The sequence below is a fragment of the uncultured Lacinutrix sp. genome (assembly GCF_947500325.1).
Taxonomy (GTDB): Bacteria; Bacteroidota; Bacteroidia; order Flavobacteriales; family Flavobacteriaceae; genus Lacinutrix.
Map to the genome: position 1 here is coordinate 466,820 of NZ_CANMRQ010000001.1, position 16,714 is coordinate 483,533.

General features: G+C 29.8%; 12 protein-coding genes. 1 reads left to right on the forward strand and 11 read right to left on the reverse strand.

All coding sequences use genetic code 11. From position 1 onward, the window contains the following. Positions 1–4 precede the first annotated feature (4 nt). From Q0997_RS02140 to Q0997_RS02155, 4 genes are read right to left on the reverse strand one after another with little or no spacing between them, the layout of a single operon-like run. Positions 5–709: a hypothetical protein gene (locus Q0997_RS02140; RefSeq protein ID WP_299883974.1), complete on the reverse strand. Its 705-nt coding sequence runs from the start codon at positions 707–709 to the stop codon at positions 5–7. Between the two features lie 43 nt (positions 710–752). Further along, entirely contained in the window at positions 753–2,417 is a 1,665-nt protein-coding gene (locus Q0997_RS02145; RefSeq protein WP_299883976.1) for a hypothetical protein, read from the reverse strand. A gap of 11 nt (positions 2,418–2,428) precedes the next feature. Beyond that, complete coding sequence (locus Q0997_RS02150) at positions 2,429–8,050, reverse strand: hypothetical protein (RefSeq protein WP_299883978.1); 5,622 nt, start codon at positions 8,048–8,050, stop codon at positions 2,429–2,431. Between the two features lie 11 nt (positions 8,051–8,061). Then, positions 8,062–8,682 carry a hypothetical protein gene (locus Q0997_RS02155; RefSeq protein ID WP_299883980.1) on the reverse strand — a complete coding sequence of 207 codons (621 nt, stop codon included), beginning with the start codon at positions 8,680–8,682 and terminating at the stop codon, positions 8,062–8,064. Between the two features lie 388 nt (positions 8,683–9,070). On the opposite strand from Q0997_RS02155, the gene Q0997_RS02160 reads away from it, so the two are divergent. After that, positions 9,071–9,469 (forward strand): STAS/SEC14 domain-containing protein, encoded by a 399-nt coding sequence (locus Q0997_RS02160; protein WP_299883981.1) that lies wholly within the window; start codon positions 9,071–9,073, stop codon positions 9,467–9,469. Between the two features lie 2 nt (positions 9,470–9,471). On the opposite strand, the gene Q0997_RS02165 is transcribed toward Q0997_RS02160, so the two are convergent. The 7 genes from Q0997_RS02165 to Q0997_RS02195 all read right to left on the reverse strand — a co-directional run bounded on the left by Q0997_RS02165 (position 9,472) and on the right by Q0997_RS02195 (position 16,714). Further along, positions 9,472–9,903: a thiol-disulfide oxidoreductase DCC family protein gene (locus tag Q0997_RS02165; RefSeq protein WP_299883983.1), complete on the reverse strand. Its 432-nt coding sequence runs from the start codon at positions 9,901–9,903 to the stop codon at positions 9,472–9,474. Continuing rightward, on the reverse strand, positions 9,896–11,434 hold the full coding sequence (locus Q0997_RS02170; protein ID WP_299883985.1) for a hypothetical protein: 1,539 nt from the start codon (positions 11,432–11,434) through the stop codon (positions 9,896–9,898). The genes Q0997_RS02165 and Q0997_RS02170 overlap by 8 nt, the downstream gene beginning before the upstream one ends. A 6-nt stretch (positions 11,435–11,440) precedes the next feature. Next, the gene (locus Q0997_RS02175; RefSeq protein ID WP_299883986.1) at positions 11,441–12,304 is read right to left on the reverse strand and encodes an ABC transporter ATP-binding protein; all 864 of its coding nucleotides are present in this window, start codon (positions 12,302–12,304) and stop codon (positions 11,441–11,443) included. Between the two features lie 46 nt (positions 12,305–12,350). Continuing rightward, the gene (locus Q0997_RS02180) at positions 12,351–13,085 is read right to left on the reverse strand and encodes a GLPGLI family protein (protein WP_299883988.1); all 735 of its coding nucleotides are present in this window, start codon (positions 13,083–13,085) and stop codon (positions 12,351–12,353) included. Positions 13,086–13,104: 19 nt separating this feature from the next. Continuing rightward, complete coding sequence (locus tag Q0997_RS02185) at positions 13,105–15,714, reverse strand: carboxypeptidase-like regulatory domain-containing protein (RefSeq protein WP_299883990.1); 2,610 nt, start codon at positions 15,712–15,714, stop codon at positions 13,105–13,107. 62 nt (positions 15,715–15,776) lie between these two features. Next, positions 15,777–16,358: a DUF1700 domain-containing protein gene (locus Q0997_RS02190; RefSeq protein ID WP_299883992.1), complete on the reverse strand. Its 582-nt coding sequence runs from the start codon at positions 16,356–16,358 to the stop codon at positions 15,777–15,779. Beyond that, the gene (locus tag Q0997_RS02195) at positions 16,355–16,714 is read right to left on the reverse strand and encodes a PadR family transcriptional regulator (protein WP_299883994.1); all 360 of its coding nucleotides are present in this window, start codon (positions 16,712–16,714) and stop codon (positions 16,355–16,357) included. Before Q0997_RS02195 ends, Q0997_RS02190 begins: the two co-directional genes overlap by 4 nt.

Genomic DNA, 16,714 nt, shown 5'->3' on the forward strand with positions numbered 1-16,714 from the left:
ACGATTATTTGTTTGTATTTCTATTGATTAATCTATAACTATTGTATTTTTTAATAGGCTGTAGTTGAGAACTATTAGTATCTACATAACTATCTATGTTTAGTTCATTTCCAATAACAGGATGATCCTCTACTTTTTTTATTTTGATTTCTAGGAACTTTCTTGAATTATTATATTCTCCCTTTTCATCCTTAATTCTACCCGGAGTTACTAACTCAATAGTTTGTTTTTGTAGACTATATGTTTGTTTATTGAAGGTTAGAGTAATACTACCATACGGCAATTGTGTTAATTTTGGAACAGTTAATACACAGGTAATACTATTGTCTTCAATAGACATTTTTTTTGTAGCAAAATATTTGAGGTAATTTTCTATCGCTATTGGATTTTGGATTAGAGTATTATCATTAATAGTAGTATATTCCATAGCTTTTTGCTTATGATTTATCTTAATGAAAGTACTACCAGTAGTTAACATTTCGGTAGTATTAATTTTAACATAAGTATCCTTATCTTTTTTTATTAATACGCCTAGATATTTATCTATAGTTATTGGTTCTTTTTTATTCCTGTATAGTGTGTATTCTAGAGCTACTTTATAATCTGAATTATCGACAAATTGCGCTTGAGATTTATTAAAAACATCAATAATGTCTTGGTCTGTGTATTGAGCAACAGCTTGTTTAGTACAGATAAAGCATACAAGCATGAGAACGATATTTTTTAGCTTATTTTCCAAGGTGTTTCGATTTTTAGTTGTTAATAGTAGAATTTCCAGATCTTGTTTCTTGAATGGTATAGACACCATTTGCAGTTTCTTTTTTTACTCTAACCAGACCGCCTTCTGCGTCGTATTCATAAAAAGTAGCATAGTTGTTTTCATCTAATTCTGCCATTAATCGTTGTGTTTCTTGATCATAGGCAAAGGATTTCATGTTTCCATTAAATGGATGTATTCTTATATCATCGAAATAAGCATTAATACTTGTATTTGTATTGATTAAATTAATACTGATTTTTTGTGCTGCTTCAGGAATAATAACTTCACCAATAATTCTTTGCCAACCATCTATTATCTCACCCGATGGCGAAAAAGAATTAATTTGCTGAATAAGTGGAGCACCATTTTCATATTGAAATTGCAGAGCTATAGCACTGCTAGTATAAGTAATTTGTTGCTCTGCATGTTCTTCGAGAACCCATGCACTAACGACATATTTTTTTCCCGGAATGGGAGAGAAGGAGCTACAATTTTCACACTCTTCACAATCACAATCAATAATGTTAACAGTTCTATTAAATGCTATTTCGCAATTGCCAGGATTATTTGGTGCACCTTCAATTTCTAGGCGTATAGTATGTTCTCCTAATTGATTAAAATAGTAATCAAAGGTATCTACAATGTATGGACCAGACTCGTTACCAGAAGGATCGATAACAAACCAAGATGGTGTGCCAAAAGACTCTTGTTGAGAAGAAAAACTAACATTATTGTTGATACAGAAACCGTTTTGACCAGTATTTGCCACTATTGCATTATCAAGATTTCCACATGATCCTTCAAAAAAAGCATATGCATAGTGACCACCTAGAGAGCAATCCCCTACTTCTACCGTAATAGTTACATCTCCAGAAAAACCATGACTTGGATCTAATAAATCTATACTATTTGTAGAAGTAGGCCTATAGTAAATGTTAGAGTTGTTTGTACTATGAGAGAGTATAAATCCAGGAATTCCACTTCCAGTTCCTGTAGCTGGTAAAACAGCAAAAAAAGCAGAACAATTATTAGTATCTTCAATAAATATTCTAATAAAAGGTTGCTGATGTAGTTCATGGTTATTTGTAGGCTCTTCCAATACTACTGCGTAGTTATAAGAAAAAAGCCTATTATTCTCGGTCAAGGTTATTGTTTTTGTTATTCTTTCTACCCAACCGCCACTATTATTTCTTCCAAGACGTATTGCGTTAGGACCAAATTGATCTAAATTTAGATCATCTACTGTTATTTGATTATCAGGGATATCGTTATCAGTATATAAACTAGATAATAATTCAGAACCTGAAGTATTTGGAGGATCATTATAGGTTGTGAAGTTATTTACAACTCCTGTACTACTGTTTCTTTCTCCTCTTTGATAGACCCATTCATTAAAACCATCTTGAAAACCTACATTTCCACATGCAGTATCTGGAATGTCAGGTATCTTATTTTTTGATAAATTAGACTTATATGCTTCAATTAAAGAGTTTCTGTGAAGTATTAATTCTGCATCTATATTTAAAGAACTAACACCGTCTGCTAAAAACAGTTTTCTTAAAGCCTGTTCATTATAACCAATTTCCCGATCTGTTTGTCCGCTAACACTTAGAAAAACGAATACCAATAGAATAGTATATAAATATTTTAATGTCATAAGTTTATGTTTTAGTTTTCGTTAGAAGTTTCTTGACTACAATCTTGAACAGATTTATTTAATTTTATAGTAGAGTTTGGAGCAACTCTAATACTATTTCTACCAGAGTGTGCTTTTTGATCTGTAATATCTGCGCCTTGGTCATGGTAACCAAAGTGAGTGTCTTGTTGTGTATTATTATAGTCTTCAAAGCCATCAAACCCCATTTCTTTATATTGACTATTAGATGATACTGCTATAGGTAATGTATACTCATAACCATATTGAGCTGAAGAAAACCTATTAAGTGCATCTTTGTTTTCTAACTCGGCACCATAAGGGCTAAATTGAGTAACCTCACTGGCAAATGTCCATTTGTTATTGTCGTTTTGAGAAACCCATTTTTTGGATAGCGCATCGTATACATAATATGGAATAAAGTTGTTAAAGAATCCTTGGTTTTTAATTGCTGTTTGATCTGTTGTATAGCGTCCTGTTAAAAAAGCATAAGATTTTTTTGCTCTATAATCGCCTTTAATATTATAGATGTATGGGTTTAAGCAAAGTTTATCTATATCGTAAATAGCTTCTCCAGTAATAGGATCTTTAGAGAACATTGGTTTAATAATATTTGCCTCACATTGAGAATTCCAAAAATCTGAATATTCTACAGCAGAAGCATTTACTATTTTAGGATCATTACTCGTGTTTTGTGTTTCATTATCTAGTAAAAAATCAGCTTCATTTAATACACCATCAGTAATTGGATTATGCATTAAAGTAATAGAAGCCATTGATGCTATTTGCATATTTCTATAACCAGATCTTGTAATTTTAAAATTGTATTCGTCTAGACCGCCAGTTTCGTCTCCTATTATTTTTCCTTCAGCATCCATAAGCTTAATTCTGTTTGTAGATAAGTCTCTTTCTACTACCCACAGTTTTAGGAAGTCGTTACTACTAGGGTATTGTATACTGCTATCGAAGGCAATAAGTTCATCTCCTTCCATAAATATATCTTCAATGTTAGAATTATCACTATTATAGGTGTAAGTATCTGCATTCTCTTTATTTAGTAAGCCTTGCATACTTATATTATTTGAAGCTAGACCCATTGCGTCATTTGCCCAATAGGCAGGGAAGTTTACATTGTAGTAGTAATCATTATATTCATTAGAAGTTTTTGTAACTATAACATTACCAGTATCGGCATTCCATGCAATATTCTTAGTAGAGACAGTTGCTCCTAAATCGTATGCAATTTTTTCTGTTTGAATTCCAGTTCTATGAATAACTTTAGTAGTTGCTACCGTATGTAACGTATTAGTGTGTTGTGAAGATAAAGGCACAATCATTGGGAATATAATTGGGAATATAGCAAATGGAATAACCGCAATATTTCCTTGAAAACCACTAGTATTAGTATAAGTATAACTTTCATTAAAATCATTAATAACCTCGTAATGCATACCAACTTCAGGAGAATTACTGGAAATAGGTATTATAGATCCATCTTCATTTATAAGCGGGATTCTATTATCTAATTGCCCAGTAGTTTCATTAATGTTGTATTTGTATTCAACACTCGATATTAGATTTCCAGGTTCGTTATATACAGATTGTTTTTCTTGTTTTCCATTCATGTCGTTAGTTTGTACTACAAACCCTTGAGATAAGGTAAGCTCTGTAGTAACATCAATATCAAGACCTAATAATGTATCTATATCATTGTCATTAGAATAGTAGTTATCTGGGCCATCTAAATCTGTATAATCGACTATTGTAGGGAAATCTTTTGAAGTGTAAAAGTCATTAATAACTGTACCAGTAGCATGTTTTTTTACAACTCTATCACCATCTTCTCTTGCTAAATTTTTTACTGTAACTTTTGAATAAGTCACCGTTGGAGATGGGAAAAAGGATTCACCAAAGGGCTTTTCGACATAATTAAATTCTTTAGGTGAAACTAGCTTTTCATTTCCTGCTACAATACCATTCTCATCGGGTATTTGATTATAAAAAGGTTCTACAAATGGATTTTCTTTACTACTATTAGGCTCATAAGTTGCAACTCCTGAAGATGTTCCATCATCTAAGGTATATTTATATTCTTGGCCGTAAGATTGTTTGTAAATACTATTAGATGTATTTAACATTTCATCCCAAGCATCATGCATTTCTATTTTAGAAACCCTTAATCCGCCACCAAGTTTGGTCCCAGTGGGCTCTAATAAACGTATCCATGATTTATTTGGGACATATGTTTTTGCTATTAATTTTTCGTTACGGAGTTTTCCATTTGCTCCTGTAATAAGTTCTGTGATTGCTCCAAAATCATTACTTAATTGTGTTACTATGTCTTTAACAGAACCACTAGTGTATGGCGGAAGACCATAGACTTCCTTCGGTAAATGTTTTCTGCCAAAGTACCATCCTGCTTTAGAAATAGGGTTTACATTTCTATTTGAATTAATACCTCCATCCAGGTCTAAAAACGCCATTGGAATGGCACCGTACACTTTACCATTTTCTGCAAAGGTTAAATTTGTAGATGCATCATATAAAAGGTCTTGATTTATTTTAAAATAACCTGTTACATAATCGAAATTATTTGAATTAGAAGGCGATGCATTTTTAGTCATATTTAATAGAAACCTAAAATAAATTGCTTTGTCTACTTGATCTCCTATATACCTTGAGATAAAATCACTGTTAGTTATAGCATCAGATTCTGGTATTTCTACTAATAAATATCTAGCATCTTCGTTGTAATTATTATTCTTGTAAAGCCTATTATTATAAACATCATTAAAACTTGGAATATCATCTTCTTTAGTTACACCAACAACTTTAAACATACGCATAGCTTTGCGATCTTGAACGTATTGGTAATCGTCGGTTTCGTATGATATATCAATTTTACCTCCAGATGGTAATTCTATAGAGGATAGAGACCAAGTTGCTGCATTTTTATTTTGATCGCTTCTACTTTCTTGCTGTACAAATGGATATTCCTGTGGAGACATTTCTGGGTCAGAAACATTATAAGATGTTGCTTTATTTTCTTTATAATTCCCCCATATGTCGTTAGCCTTTAAAGAGTATTCTGGATTTTCATTGTCATAATTAAATTTATATGGAGAATATTTCCCCATAAAGGAATCTCTATAAGTAAAATAAAGTTTGGTTAATGTTAGTTTACCTCCATTTATTAGTTCGTCATTACTTATAGCACTACTATTGGGTGTTTCAGGAGTTAAAATATAATCATAGTCAAAATGTGCTACTTTTATTGCTTTTGCTTGTAACTCATTAAAATCTAATGGTTGATTGTTATTTATTAATGTTTGAAATGGTTTAAACTCGGGTTTACTAAATAGGTATATTTTATCGATGGCCTGAAGTGTAGAACCGTTTGCACCTTTACCATCTAAACGTTCTTTAAGTTTAAAATAGGCTATATGTGTTTTGGTTTCTATAGTTTGTATATACTTAACTTCTTTTTTTCCACTAATAACAGACCCTTTTTGGTCTCTTGTATCTGTATTTAATCCGGCATTATAAGAGGCTTGATTATTTGAGAAAGGCGTTCTCCAATTAAAAGCATGATCATGAGTAAAGTAATTAAACTTAGTATATGCTCCCAAATCGTCATCTGATAGGCCATCGCCTGTCAAATCTTCATAATCTGAAGATAATACGCTGCTTAATAGGTATGTGTGGGCATATTCAGGTGTTTCTATACCATTAAAATAATGATCTACTCCACTTGAATTACCATTAGAGTTTTCATTGCCATTAATTGTAACTAATCCATTTTTTACATCATTTGGGTTATTTGCAACTGCAAAAGTATTTTCGTGCTTTTCAATATTATACGCAGTCTCTCCATAGACATAAGTTGCGCCATCTGCATTTAAAGTTTTGTAACCAGCAATATGATGTAATTTACTATTGGAGTTACGAGTAATTAAAGGATCTACAGCAGCTTCTTTTGCCGAAATAGGGATTATAGCAGTATTTCTTAATTCACGCTGACTTCGTTTTATTTGTTGATTAAATGGAACAGGCTCATAATCGGCTGGATCACCACTATTTTGTTCTCCTTTTACGAGATATCTATTTTGTGCTGTTTTACCAGGCATGTTATTACCAGCGCTTATTCCTATTCTAACTGGATTATTACCTCCTAATTGATTAGTAAATATGTTTGCATCTCTATCTACAGTAAATTCACCTATGGTTTTATAATAAATTGATTCAAAATCAATGTTATTAGCTGTGTTATTTTCAGCAAAATAACCGGTAACTGGAGCTTGCCATTTACCTGTTCTAGAATCTATAGTTACATTCTTATAATCTAAACCAACGTGCCATCCTGCACCACCTTCATATTCCCCTCCAAAACTATCGCTACTACTTTCGTCTTGAACTAATTGATTGTATACATGTCCTACTTGACCTCTAAATGGCCTAAACATACCGCTAGTACCTTGACCATTAATTTGGTAAATATCGTATGTGTAATTTGTAGCAGGAAGTAGTAGTGAGTTTTTAGTTATAATTTCTTCTTTTTCTCTATTAAAATCTAATACAGCATTAGTATTGGCATGATGTGTATTGTTGTAACCAAAAGCATTAGCAGTACGCTCTTTATTTTTTAATTTTTGAGAACTGGCAGAACCCGTAACACCTACTTCTGCATCAATACCCCAAGCATCAAGACCTAATGATGCAGCAAAGGAGATACTAGAATTGTGAAAAGCGGCTCTTTTTACTGGTGTGAATGTGTTGTTTACAAAATTTATACTGCCACTATTTTTTTTAGTTAAAGTGTTTATGTAAGATGTAAGTTCATTCGCTTTTGCAGGATCAAACATAGTAAGACCAGCATTTACATTAAAGTTGCTTAACCCTTGTCTAGAGTTATACCCTATTCCAACTCCTGCAGAAAGCCCTAAAATAAATTCGCCTTTTTTTCCTTGCAATTGATGACTAATACTTCCTCTTGGGCTTATATTTGCACCATTACTTGCAGAAGAACTTAAATCTGCTCCTACTGAAACATTTTTTGTGAGATCGAAACTAATACCATAAGAGGGTTGAAAACTAACACCAGTATAATTATTATGCTGTATAGTAAGACCAAACTTACCACCAATACCAACATTAGAAGTATCTGCCGGAGTGCTTTCGGTTGCTTCACTTATATCACCTAAACCAATAAACTGTGGATTAAAATTAAAGGTAAATCCAACAGTTTTATTGTCTTTAAGGTTGTCTTTATAAACTATTTCATCACCATCAAAATCATCTGGTAAGCCTCTTACTTGTCTATTGATTTGTCCTACATTTAAGTTCCAGCCTAAACCTACCCAAGAGGCTTCTTGATCTGTAGTTATTCCTGCATCATATGCTAAGTTTATTGGGTAGCCGCCAACATCCATAATAGGAATATTATAATTAAAATCTCCAGAAGATAAGTTTACCATATCTGAAGTACCAATAGGAGTAAACGAATTAAATTCTGGTTGAGAAGGACCGCTGGTAAGCGCATATAAACTTGATGGCTGTACCATGGTTAGTATCATCTGAAACGCTAGATAACAAGAAATTACCTTGGTTACTTTACTAGTTCTAATTGTATTGATCATATAGGATATCTTTAGGTCTTAAATGGAATTTCGCTAAACTTAAATTTAAAAGTGCCATTGTTAAACAATGCATCGTTGTATATTAATTGTATGTTTTCTTCTGGTGGAATATTGTTAAAATAGAGGAGTACGCGTTTAAAAGGAGCTACCTTAAAATTTCTTTCAAATAACACGCCTACACACGGTATGGTATCATTTTTAGCAGTAATAGCGATAAAATCCTTTTGAATTGTATTTGCCATATACATTACCGACTCGTCATAATTGAGGTTGGTATAATTAGATTTTAGCAAATCGTCACTTTCAAAATGTTCAAATTCAAATTCTATAATTCGTTCATTTTCTAAGCGTTTAGAAATAGAATCTATTTGCTTTAGATCACTTGTTCCTTCGTTTTTTAATAGGTAATACTCTGAAGGTACCTGAGTTGCTTTATAAGATAAATTATTAGTAAAATGAATAATCTGTTTTGATTTCCATCCTTGACCTTTTAATGTAAATAACTTGTTAGAAAGGCCTTCGTGTTTAGTATGCTTGGTTTCATTTGCACAACTAGTGCTAATGAATGCAATTAAAACGAATAACATTAATTTTATAGTTCTTTGAATGACTAATGAGCTTGACTTTTTCAAAAATGATTAGTTGTTAATTCTACATTGATATTATTTTTAATGCATTTGTATATACATTAGAAACAAAGAAATAGTTGTAATGAGACTACTACAATAGCAATTTCAAATTCGTTACTAAGCATTTAAAATTTGCTGAATTGTATTTCATTTATGGAAAGACCTTTTCGTTTCTCATTAATAAATGATAGGGAAGTGTATAAATGTATAGCCTAATTAGACTATAAAAAGATTACCACGTGAATTAATAGTTTAAAGAATGGCAACCCTATATATTATGAATTAAATAAAAAAAGATTGAAAATTTTATTAATTATATAATTTACTTGTATATTTGGAAACTATTTTACATATAATTCAATAAACTATCTAGTAATAATTTAAGTTTAATATGCCCCAAATATTAGAAACTTTTACATTAGAAAAAGCTTACACTTTTGATTTTGGTGAAGTAAAGTTTTATAAAAACTTTTTAATCACTGAACTAAATGAAGGTATTAGTTTTGATATTGAAGGCGCAATAAAAATTTCAGAGTTAGTTTCTATTCATTTTAAAGAAGAGCCGTTTGCATATATATCTAATAGAATAAATTCTTATTCTGTTGTTCCAATTAGCTACTTAAAGATAGAAACAATTTTTCCTACTATAAAAGCTTTTGCGGCTGTTACTTATTCTGAGTTACAAAAGTCTGTTATTGAAATTGAAAATAGTTTTCTAAATGGTATGCTAGCAGACTTTAATGATTTAGACGAGGCTATTAAATGGACACAGCAAAAGTTAGTTGAGTAATCTTATTGTGTAATAATAAAAAACTTTTTTTCCTCAGGAGTCAATAACCTACATTGCTCTACTTTTCCCATAATTAAATAACGGTGTTTGGCTATAATATCGTAACAAAAATTACTTAATCTATTAGGAATTATTTGCAAATAGTGTAAGTAGTACCAATAAGAATTAACATGCTTTAAAATTTTAAAAAAAGCCTTTGCTTTTTGGTGTACATTTCCTTTTTCTACAAAAACAATGGAGTCCAGTGATATTTCAAGTTTAAATTTAAACATGATTTGCTGTCCAATTATAGATTGAAAAGAAATAAATCTAATTTTTTCTGAAGGCTTTCTATTTAAAATAAATTGAATTGAAGCATCACAGAATCCACATACACCATCATAAATTACAATATTATAATTAGTTATTAATTGATCTAATTGATAGTTATTCATAGCTTAGTTTTTTTAGAAAATACGACCCAGTAAATAACACCAGTATTAATAAGAGCATTATTCCTGTATAAGTTAAAGACGTATTTACCGCTCCAAAATAATCTGTTATAGCGATGAGGTTAATATTACTATATATTAAAAAGAAGAAAACAATTTCAAAGAGTTTTTTAGATTTTGTTAGTGTTCCTAGAAAAACCGCTAACAGTACAATAAAAATGGCTCCAAAAATGATGTTAATTATTGTTATAAAGTCTAATTCTAATAGGTATCTAATTAATAAAGGTATAGTTATAAATAAAGCAATAGAAATACCAGCAATAACTCTTGATATAAATAAACGATGTAATGGTTTATATGATGCAGCTGCAAAATAATGTGTTCTATACTCTAAATCTTTTGTTACAAGGTTTGACCAAGTAGTTACTTGTAAAAACCATAATAAAGGCAAAATGTAATAATGAGCATAAATTATTGGAACAAAAAAAGAAGCAATCATTCCACAAAGTGTAATTAACCATAACCATTTCTCTCTTTTTCTCACTAGCATAAGTAATTCTGTAAAGATTAAAGGCGTTAGTTTTGTTGAAAATTCAGGTGTTTCTATTAATGTACCTAATTGAAAACCAGCGCTTTTTTCTGATGTGGTCTCTAATACATTAGTACGCTTAATATGCTCTTCTTTAATATTAAACCTATGAAAAAAGAATGATACTAAGTAGACTATTAAAAAGGAACCTATAACCCAAAAAAACCTTTGAAATAAATAGTTGTTAGGAAATGAGATTGTATTTATTGCTACTGTTTTATTAATATCTCTTCCCCCAGAAATAAAACCAATGGCTAATTCTGTGTTGCTATCTAAATGTTTTTGTTGAATTTGTTCACTAACAATAGCAGTTGGATATTGTATACCAAAAACATCTATAGTATTTTCTTTTTTTGATGATGAAGCAAATAGCGCGAAAAAGTAAATAAATAAAAAGGCGCCATATTGTAATAGTCTTTTTTTAGGTATTAAGATTTCTAATAGTAAAGAAAAACTTGATGTAAAAAGTAAAGAAGGAACAGCTATAATAAAATAAGGAATGATAAAATCTAATAACTGTAGTGAATAACCATCGCTATATAAAAAGAAAATGGCCAGACTTACAATAAATACGATTACTAAGATTGTAAAAAGAATAAAAAAGTTACTTAACATCTTAGCCAAAATATAAGATGTATTAGAAATTTGAGTTGTTCCTATAATGTGACCTATTCGTGTTTCTATATCTTTTCTAATACTACCATTTATTAAAAAGAAACCAAATAGAGATAAAAATGCACTAGACATAATTGCAGTAACGAAACCTATCCATACACTATTATAATTTCCAGTAAATTCACCAAACCTAATAGTTGTATAGTTGGCATCTGGAGCTGGAATAAAACTAAAGGCTATATATAGACTTAATGCAATAGTTATTAAAAACGAATAGCTTCTAACATATTGTAAATAATTACCTTTTAAGATATTTTTAAATAGAAACATAGTTATTTAGTTTTTAGTTAAATAGATATAAGCATCTTCTAAAGTAGCAGGAACATTGTGCTTTGCATCACTATAACTTTCTCCAGGAATGTAGCGTACTCTAAATTCATTTTGCATACGGTAAGAACTAATTATAGTGTGGGAACGTTTAAAATCGTTGATTTTAGATTTTTCAACAATACTCTCAAATATTTTACCGTCTGCTATGTTGATGATGTCTTCTTGTGAGCCTTTTACAATTAAAGAGCCTTTTTTCATTATAGCTACTTCATCTGCAATGGTTTCAATATCTGATACTATATGTGATGATAAAATTATAATTCGATCTTTTGCTAAATCAGATAGTAGGTCTCTAAATCGTAGTCTTTCTTCTGGATCTAAACCAACAGTAGGCTCATCAAAAATGATGACTTTTGGGTCGTTTAATAAGGCTTGTGCAATACCTATACGTTGTATCATTCCTCCAGAATACGTGCCTAAATGGTTTTTAGCATGTTCAATAAGGTTTACTTCTTCTAACAGTTTTTCTATTCTACTATGTAGTCCTTTTCCACCAATACCTTTCATAGCCGCTATATATGCTAAAAATTCATAGGCATTAAGGTTATGATAAACACCAAAATCTTGAGGAAGATAACCTAACATTTTACGTATATAATTAGGTTTTTTTAAGATGTTATTTCCGTTTAAATAAATTGTGCCATCTGTAGGTTTACTAATAGTAGAAATTATTTTAATTAAAGTAGATTTTCCTGCTCCATTTGGACCTAATAAACCTAATATCCCTGAAGTTATGTTTAAGGAATAATCACTTAATCCAATTTTTTTTGAACCGTATTTTTTTGTTATGTTTTTTATTTCTAATTGCATTTTAAATAGTATTAAGTGATTATTTTTTTAATTTTAAAAGAGTAATTTATTTTGAGTTTTCTACCATTCTTTGAAAGTTTTCTTTTTTAGTAAAAACTTCTTTTACAATAATGCTTTTATTTTTGTCATTAATAATCTTATTCTTTACCTCTTTTAATTTGTTTTGAAATGCTTCTCTATTTTCATAAGAAATAGACATGGCGTTAATAGATTGGAAATAGCTATCTGCTTCTAATACAAGTCCCGGTAAGCCATAAAAAACATAAGGCCCTGAGGTTACAGAAATTTCTGGTGTAAACCATACATTTATTTTAGGATTGTTTTTTAATTGTGCTTTTTTACATTGGTATCCATTAATTTCTTTTTGCTCACTAGTAATGTCCCATTCTAATTCTTTAGAATCGCATTGAAAATTAATCTCTCTACCCATAAAAATCTCTTTTCCAGAAATAGCTCCAGATTTGCTTTTATGAACATAATAAGTATGCCCAGGAGTACTTAGGCCTTCAACTTCACTAATAGAGTCGATTACAAAAATGGATTCTTTAGTTTTTATGTCTTGATAGAAACTACTGTGTACTTTATATTCTCCCATTTTTCCTAACATTTTTGATAACTCATTAGGATCTTGAATTTGTTTTTTAAGCATACCTACTAAAAAATCTGAAACACAGCCACTAGAGTAGTTTACTTTTATAATGTTTTTGTCCTTTGTTTGTGCATAGTTATTAGTAAATGTACCTATGCAAATTGCGATTAATAAAATTTTAATTGTTTTCATGATGTTTAATTTTTAAGATTTATAATTTATATTTAATTCCAAGTATGATATAGTTTAATGACTGGTCGTTAACTATGGTGTTAATAATGCCATCTCTTATTACAAATTGAGAGTTGTAACTGTCGTTTTTAAAGACATCAAGCAATTCTCCTAAATGCCTAGCCTCAATACTAAAAGTTGTTTTGTTTTTTGTGTGAGACAATTCAAAATTTAAATTCTTTCTAGAATAGTTAATTCCGTTAATACGATTGTTATCTAATAAAAAGCTTAAAGCTCCTTTCCATTGACGGTTTTTTAAAAGCACTGCAAATGCATTATTAGTGTAGGTTGAGTTGTATTTTTGAGCTCCTACTTTATCATTAATAAATGATATTTTTGAAGAGAAACGAAAATTTAATAAACGATCTGTAATGGTTTCTAACTTCAATTCGGGAGCAATATTATTAGTCTTTACATCAACATTTTGTATTGGATAAGAATCCAGATTGTAACGCACGCCAAAATCAATTTTTGTAGGATATTTATAAGCAAAAACGGTTTTAGAATAAAATGAAGATGCATTAAAATTAGTTGACTTATCTGCTATAAATAAAACGATATCCGAAACCCCATTTTGTTGTTGTACAAAACGCCTTCTTACCGTGTTTTTTTGGTTTTCATACCCTAAAGAAATTGAGAATAGTTTTGCATCAAATAAATTATCGTAGTTATATCCAGCCTTTATACTATTTGTAGTATTAAATGCTAATGGAAAAGCGATGTTTCCAATCCAATTAGTATTGAAAGGTTGAATTGTATTTATTCCAGATTGTAGATCATTAAATCTATTAGAACGTGCATAGTCTACGTAATATCTATTAAGTTTATTCTCGTAATCTATTGATGCCTTTATTGGTACAAATATGGTTTGCTCTTTAGAATTATTAGTTCTTATTTTATTATTAATTGATTGCAGTCCTATAGCTACATCGTAGTTTAGCTTTTTTAATATTTTTCTTCCGCTTATATTAAAGTTTAATTTATAATTATTTAATATGCGATCAATAACAACAGTATTGCTTTGATTTCTGTCTTTAATAGCATCAGCTGTATTTGTATAGTTTAACGATAGTGATGGAATAAAAGCTTTAGAAAACTTATATTTTAAAGCAGTTTCGGCTTCAATAGATTGTTTAGAGAATTTAAATTGTTGTTCGTTTTTTGTTAAAATAGATTGATTATTGATTGTGTAGTCATTTAGCAATTTGCTATTCTCGTTATAGTACTTAAATCTTGTTTCGGAGATAAGAGATTTTTGAAGCTTACTTTTTAACGCTAATTGATGATAAGAAGTAAAAATGTCGTTTAAATTATTAGAAGTAATAGTGTTTGTGCCACTTATAGTTTCATTTTGAAATAATTGATTGTTAATATTGCTTCTATTGGTATTATCAATATAGTTAGCATTAATATTATAAGTAAGTATTGAGTTGTTACTAAGTTTATATGCTACTAAGAAAGCACCTAAAAACGATTGTGTTTTAGATTTAGTTTGCTCTTGTGTATTTAAAAGCGAGACATTGTCTAGCGTACCTGTATTCTGTATTATACTATTTAATCTATTTGGCGCTATATAGTATAATATTCCTGACGTTTTTAATCTTTGAGTTTGATTTCTAAGAGTGATATTTGTACTAGTAAAAAAGTCTTTTTGCAAGTTTTCATTTCTTGAAAATAATTGTCCTAAAGCTTGTCCTTGGTATGGAGAAAATGGCTGTCCTTCGTTAAATAGTTTTCTTATTTCATTAGACGTTATTGTTGTTTTTCCAATGTTATTAGTATTGTTTGTTAAAAAAGCATTGAGGTTTTTAGAGAAAAGAAGCCCTTTGCCTTTAAATTCATATTTGTTTTGGTAACCATATTTCCCTTCAACAGAACCATTAAAAATATTTTGAGACTCTTTTTTAGTATCAATGTTTAAAACGCTTTCTTGATTGTCGTCAAAGTCTATTGTAAAGTCATCGTTATAATTATTGAAAATACTAATCCCTTCAATAATTTTATTTTCAATACTTTCTAATGCTATACTGTTTTGGTTAACAAAAGAAGGTTTGTTATTAACTAATACCTTATTTATATTTTTTCCTTTATAAATAATTGTACCATCATCACTAAGTCTAAAATTTGGTATTTTAGTAAGAATCTCTTTTAGGTTGTCATCTTCATAAAGGTTAAGCTTTTCTAGATCTAACTTTACAGTATCTTTTACTTTATTAGATGAAACAATAATAACTTCATCTAATGCATCTGCATTATCTTCTAATATAAAATCTACAGTGTTTAATTCTTGTATGTTTTCAGCTTTAAATGCATATTCTTGTACCTTAAAAGATAGATGAGATACTTTTAAGAAGAAACCAGGTGTTAGTGTTTCGGTATCCAATTCATAAAAACCGTCTTCGTTGGTTACCGAATAGGTTACTATATTTTTATCTGTATCATACAATACTACTGGAGCACTTTCTACAGGAAGATTGTAAGTGTCTATAATCGTTCCTTTAATAGTTTTTGTTTGGGCAAAACCCTGTTTAAAAACCATTGTAAAAATGATAATAATTATAGTTTTTATGTGTTTTTGTATATCTTTCATTTTAATAAATTGTAATCTGCATTACTTGTTATATTGTTATACTATGTATTAGGCCAAAAAAATTATGCTTTCTTTTTTCGTGTTGTTTTTAATAGTAGTGTGATAATAATGTAGAGTGCTACAGAGCTAAATAGTGCCATTGGAATAAACCAATCTCCTAGAATGTCTGTTGTGTTTTCTGAAGAGCCATAAAGTCCTAAAACGGCAAAGCCTTGATCATCATAAAATAAACCAGCTTCATTTGGATAGATTATTTTTAATAACAGTAGTATTCCAAAAACAAATAAGCATAAATAAAGACCTGCAAATACCGAATAGACAACGCCATTTTTAATGTTTAACAAAATAGCTTGAATAATATGTTTAGGATTAAATGTTCGTGTTGCTTGCTTTAGTTTTTTATCGGCAATTAGAGGTTTTAAAACCTCTTCTGGGTTTCCTAAATCTTGAGTTATTTTTAAAACACTTTCTAGTTCTGTTTTTCTATTAGTATTTTGTAATCCTTCGTATATGTGACTGTTAAATTCCATTAGTATTTCTTTTTTATCTTCATTAGAAAGAATAGTTATAGTTTTACTTATTCTTTTGATATAATTATCGTAGATGTTTTTTGCTAGTTGATTTTCGAATTCTAACGCTTTCATCGTGTTACTTTTTTTATAGATAATTGTAAGTTTTGCCAATAAATAACCATTTCTATTAAAGCTTCAGTTCCCATATTTGTTAGCTTGTAATATTTTCTAGGAATACCTGATTCTTGTTCTACCCATTTAGACTTAACTAATCCTTCTTTTTTTAATCTATTCATTAGAGGATACAATGTTCCTTCTGCTATTTCTATGTCTGTTATTTTTTTAACCTGCTCCATAAGTTCGTATCCATAAAACTCATTTGTCTTTAAGACATTTAATAAAATAAATGCTAGCGTTCCTTTCTTTACTTGTGATTGCCATTTGTAAACAAACTCAGAATTAGTATCGTGTATAATTATATCGCTCAT

Coding starts and splice junctions, on each gene's coding strand:
- Q0997_RS02145 (WP_299883976.1), bottom strand. CDS start 2,417: ATGACATTAAAATATTTATATACTATTCTATTGGTATTCGTTTTTCTA.
- Q0997_RS02150 (WP_299883978.1), bottom strand. CDS start 8,050: ATGATCAATACAATTAGAACTAGTAAAGTAACCAAGGTAATTTCTTGT.
- Q0997_RS02170 (WP_299883985.1), bottom strand. CDS start 11,434: ATGTTTCTATTTAAAAATATCTTAAAAGGTAATTATTTACAATATGTT.
- Q0997_RS02165 (WP_299883983.1), bottom strand. CDS start 9,903: ATGAATAACTATCAATTAGATCAATTAATAACTAATTATAATATTGTA.
- Q0997_RS02160 (WP_299883981.1), top strand. CDS start 9,071: ATGCCCCAAATATTAGAAACTTTTACATTAGAAAAAGCTTACACTTTT.
- Q0997_RS02195 (WP_299883994.1), bottom strand. CDS start 16,714: ATGAGCGATATAATTATACACGATACTAATTCTGAGTTTGTTTACAAA.
- Q0997_RS02185 (WP_299883990.1), bottom strand. CDS start 15,714: ATGAAAGATATACAAAAACACATAAAAACTATAATTATTATCATTTTT.
- Q0997_RS02175 (WP_299883986.1), bottom strand. CDS start 12,304: ATGCAATTAGAAATAAAAAACATAACAAAAAAATACGGTTCAAAAAAA.
- Q0997_RS02190 (WP_299883992.1), bottom strand. CDS start 16,358: ATGAAAGCGTTAGAATTCGAAAATCAACTAGCAAAAAACATCTACGAT.
- Q0997_RS02140 (WP_299883974.1), bottom strand. CDS start 709: ATGCTTGTATGCTTTATCTGTACTAAACAAGCTGTTGCTCAATACACA.
- Q0997_RS02180 (WP_299883988.1), bottom strand. CDS start 13,085: ATGAAAACAATTAAAATTTTATTAATCGCAATTTGCATAGGTACATTT.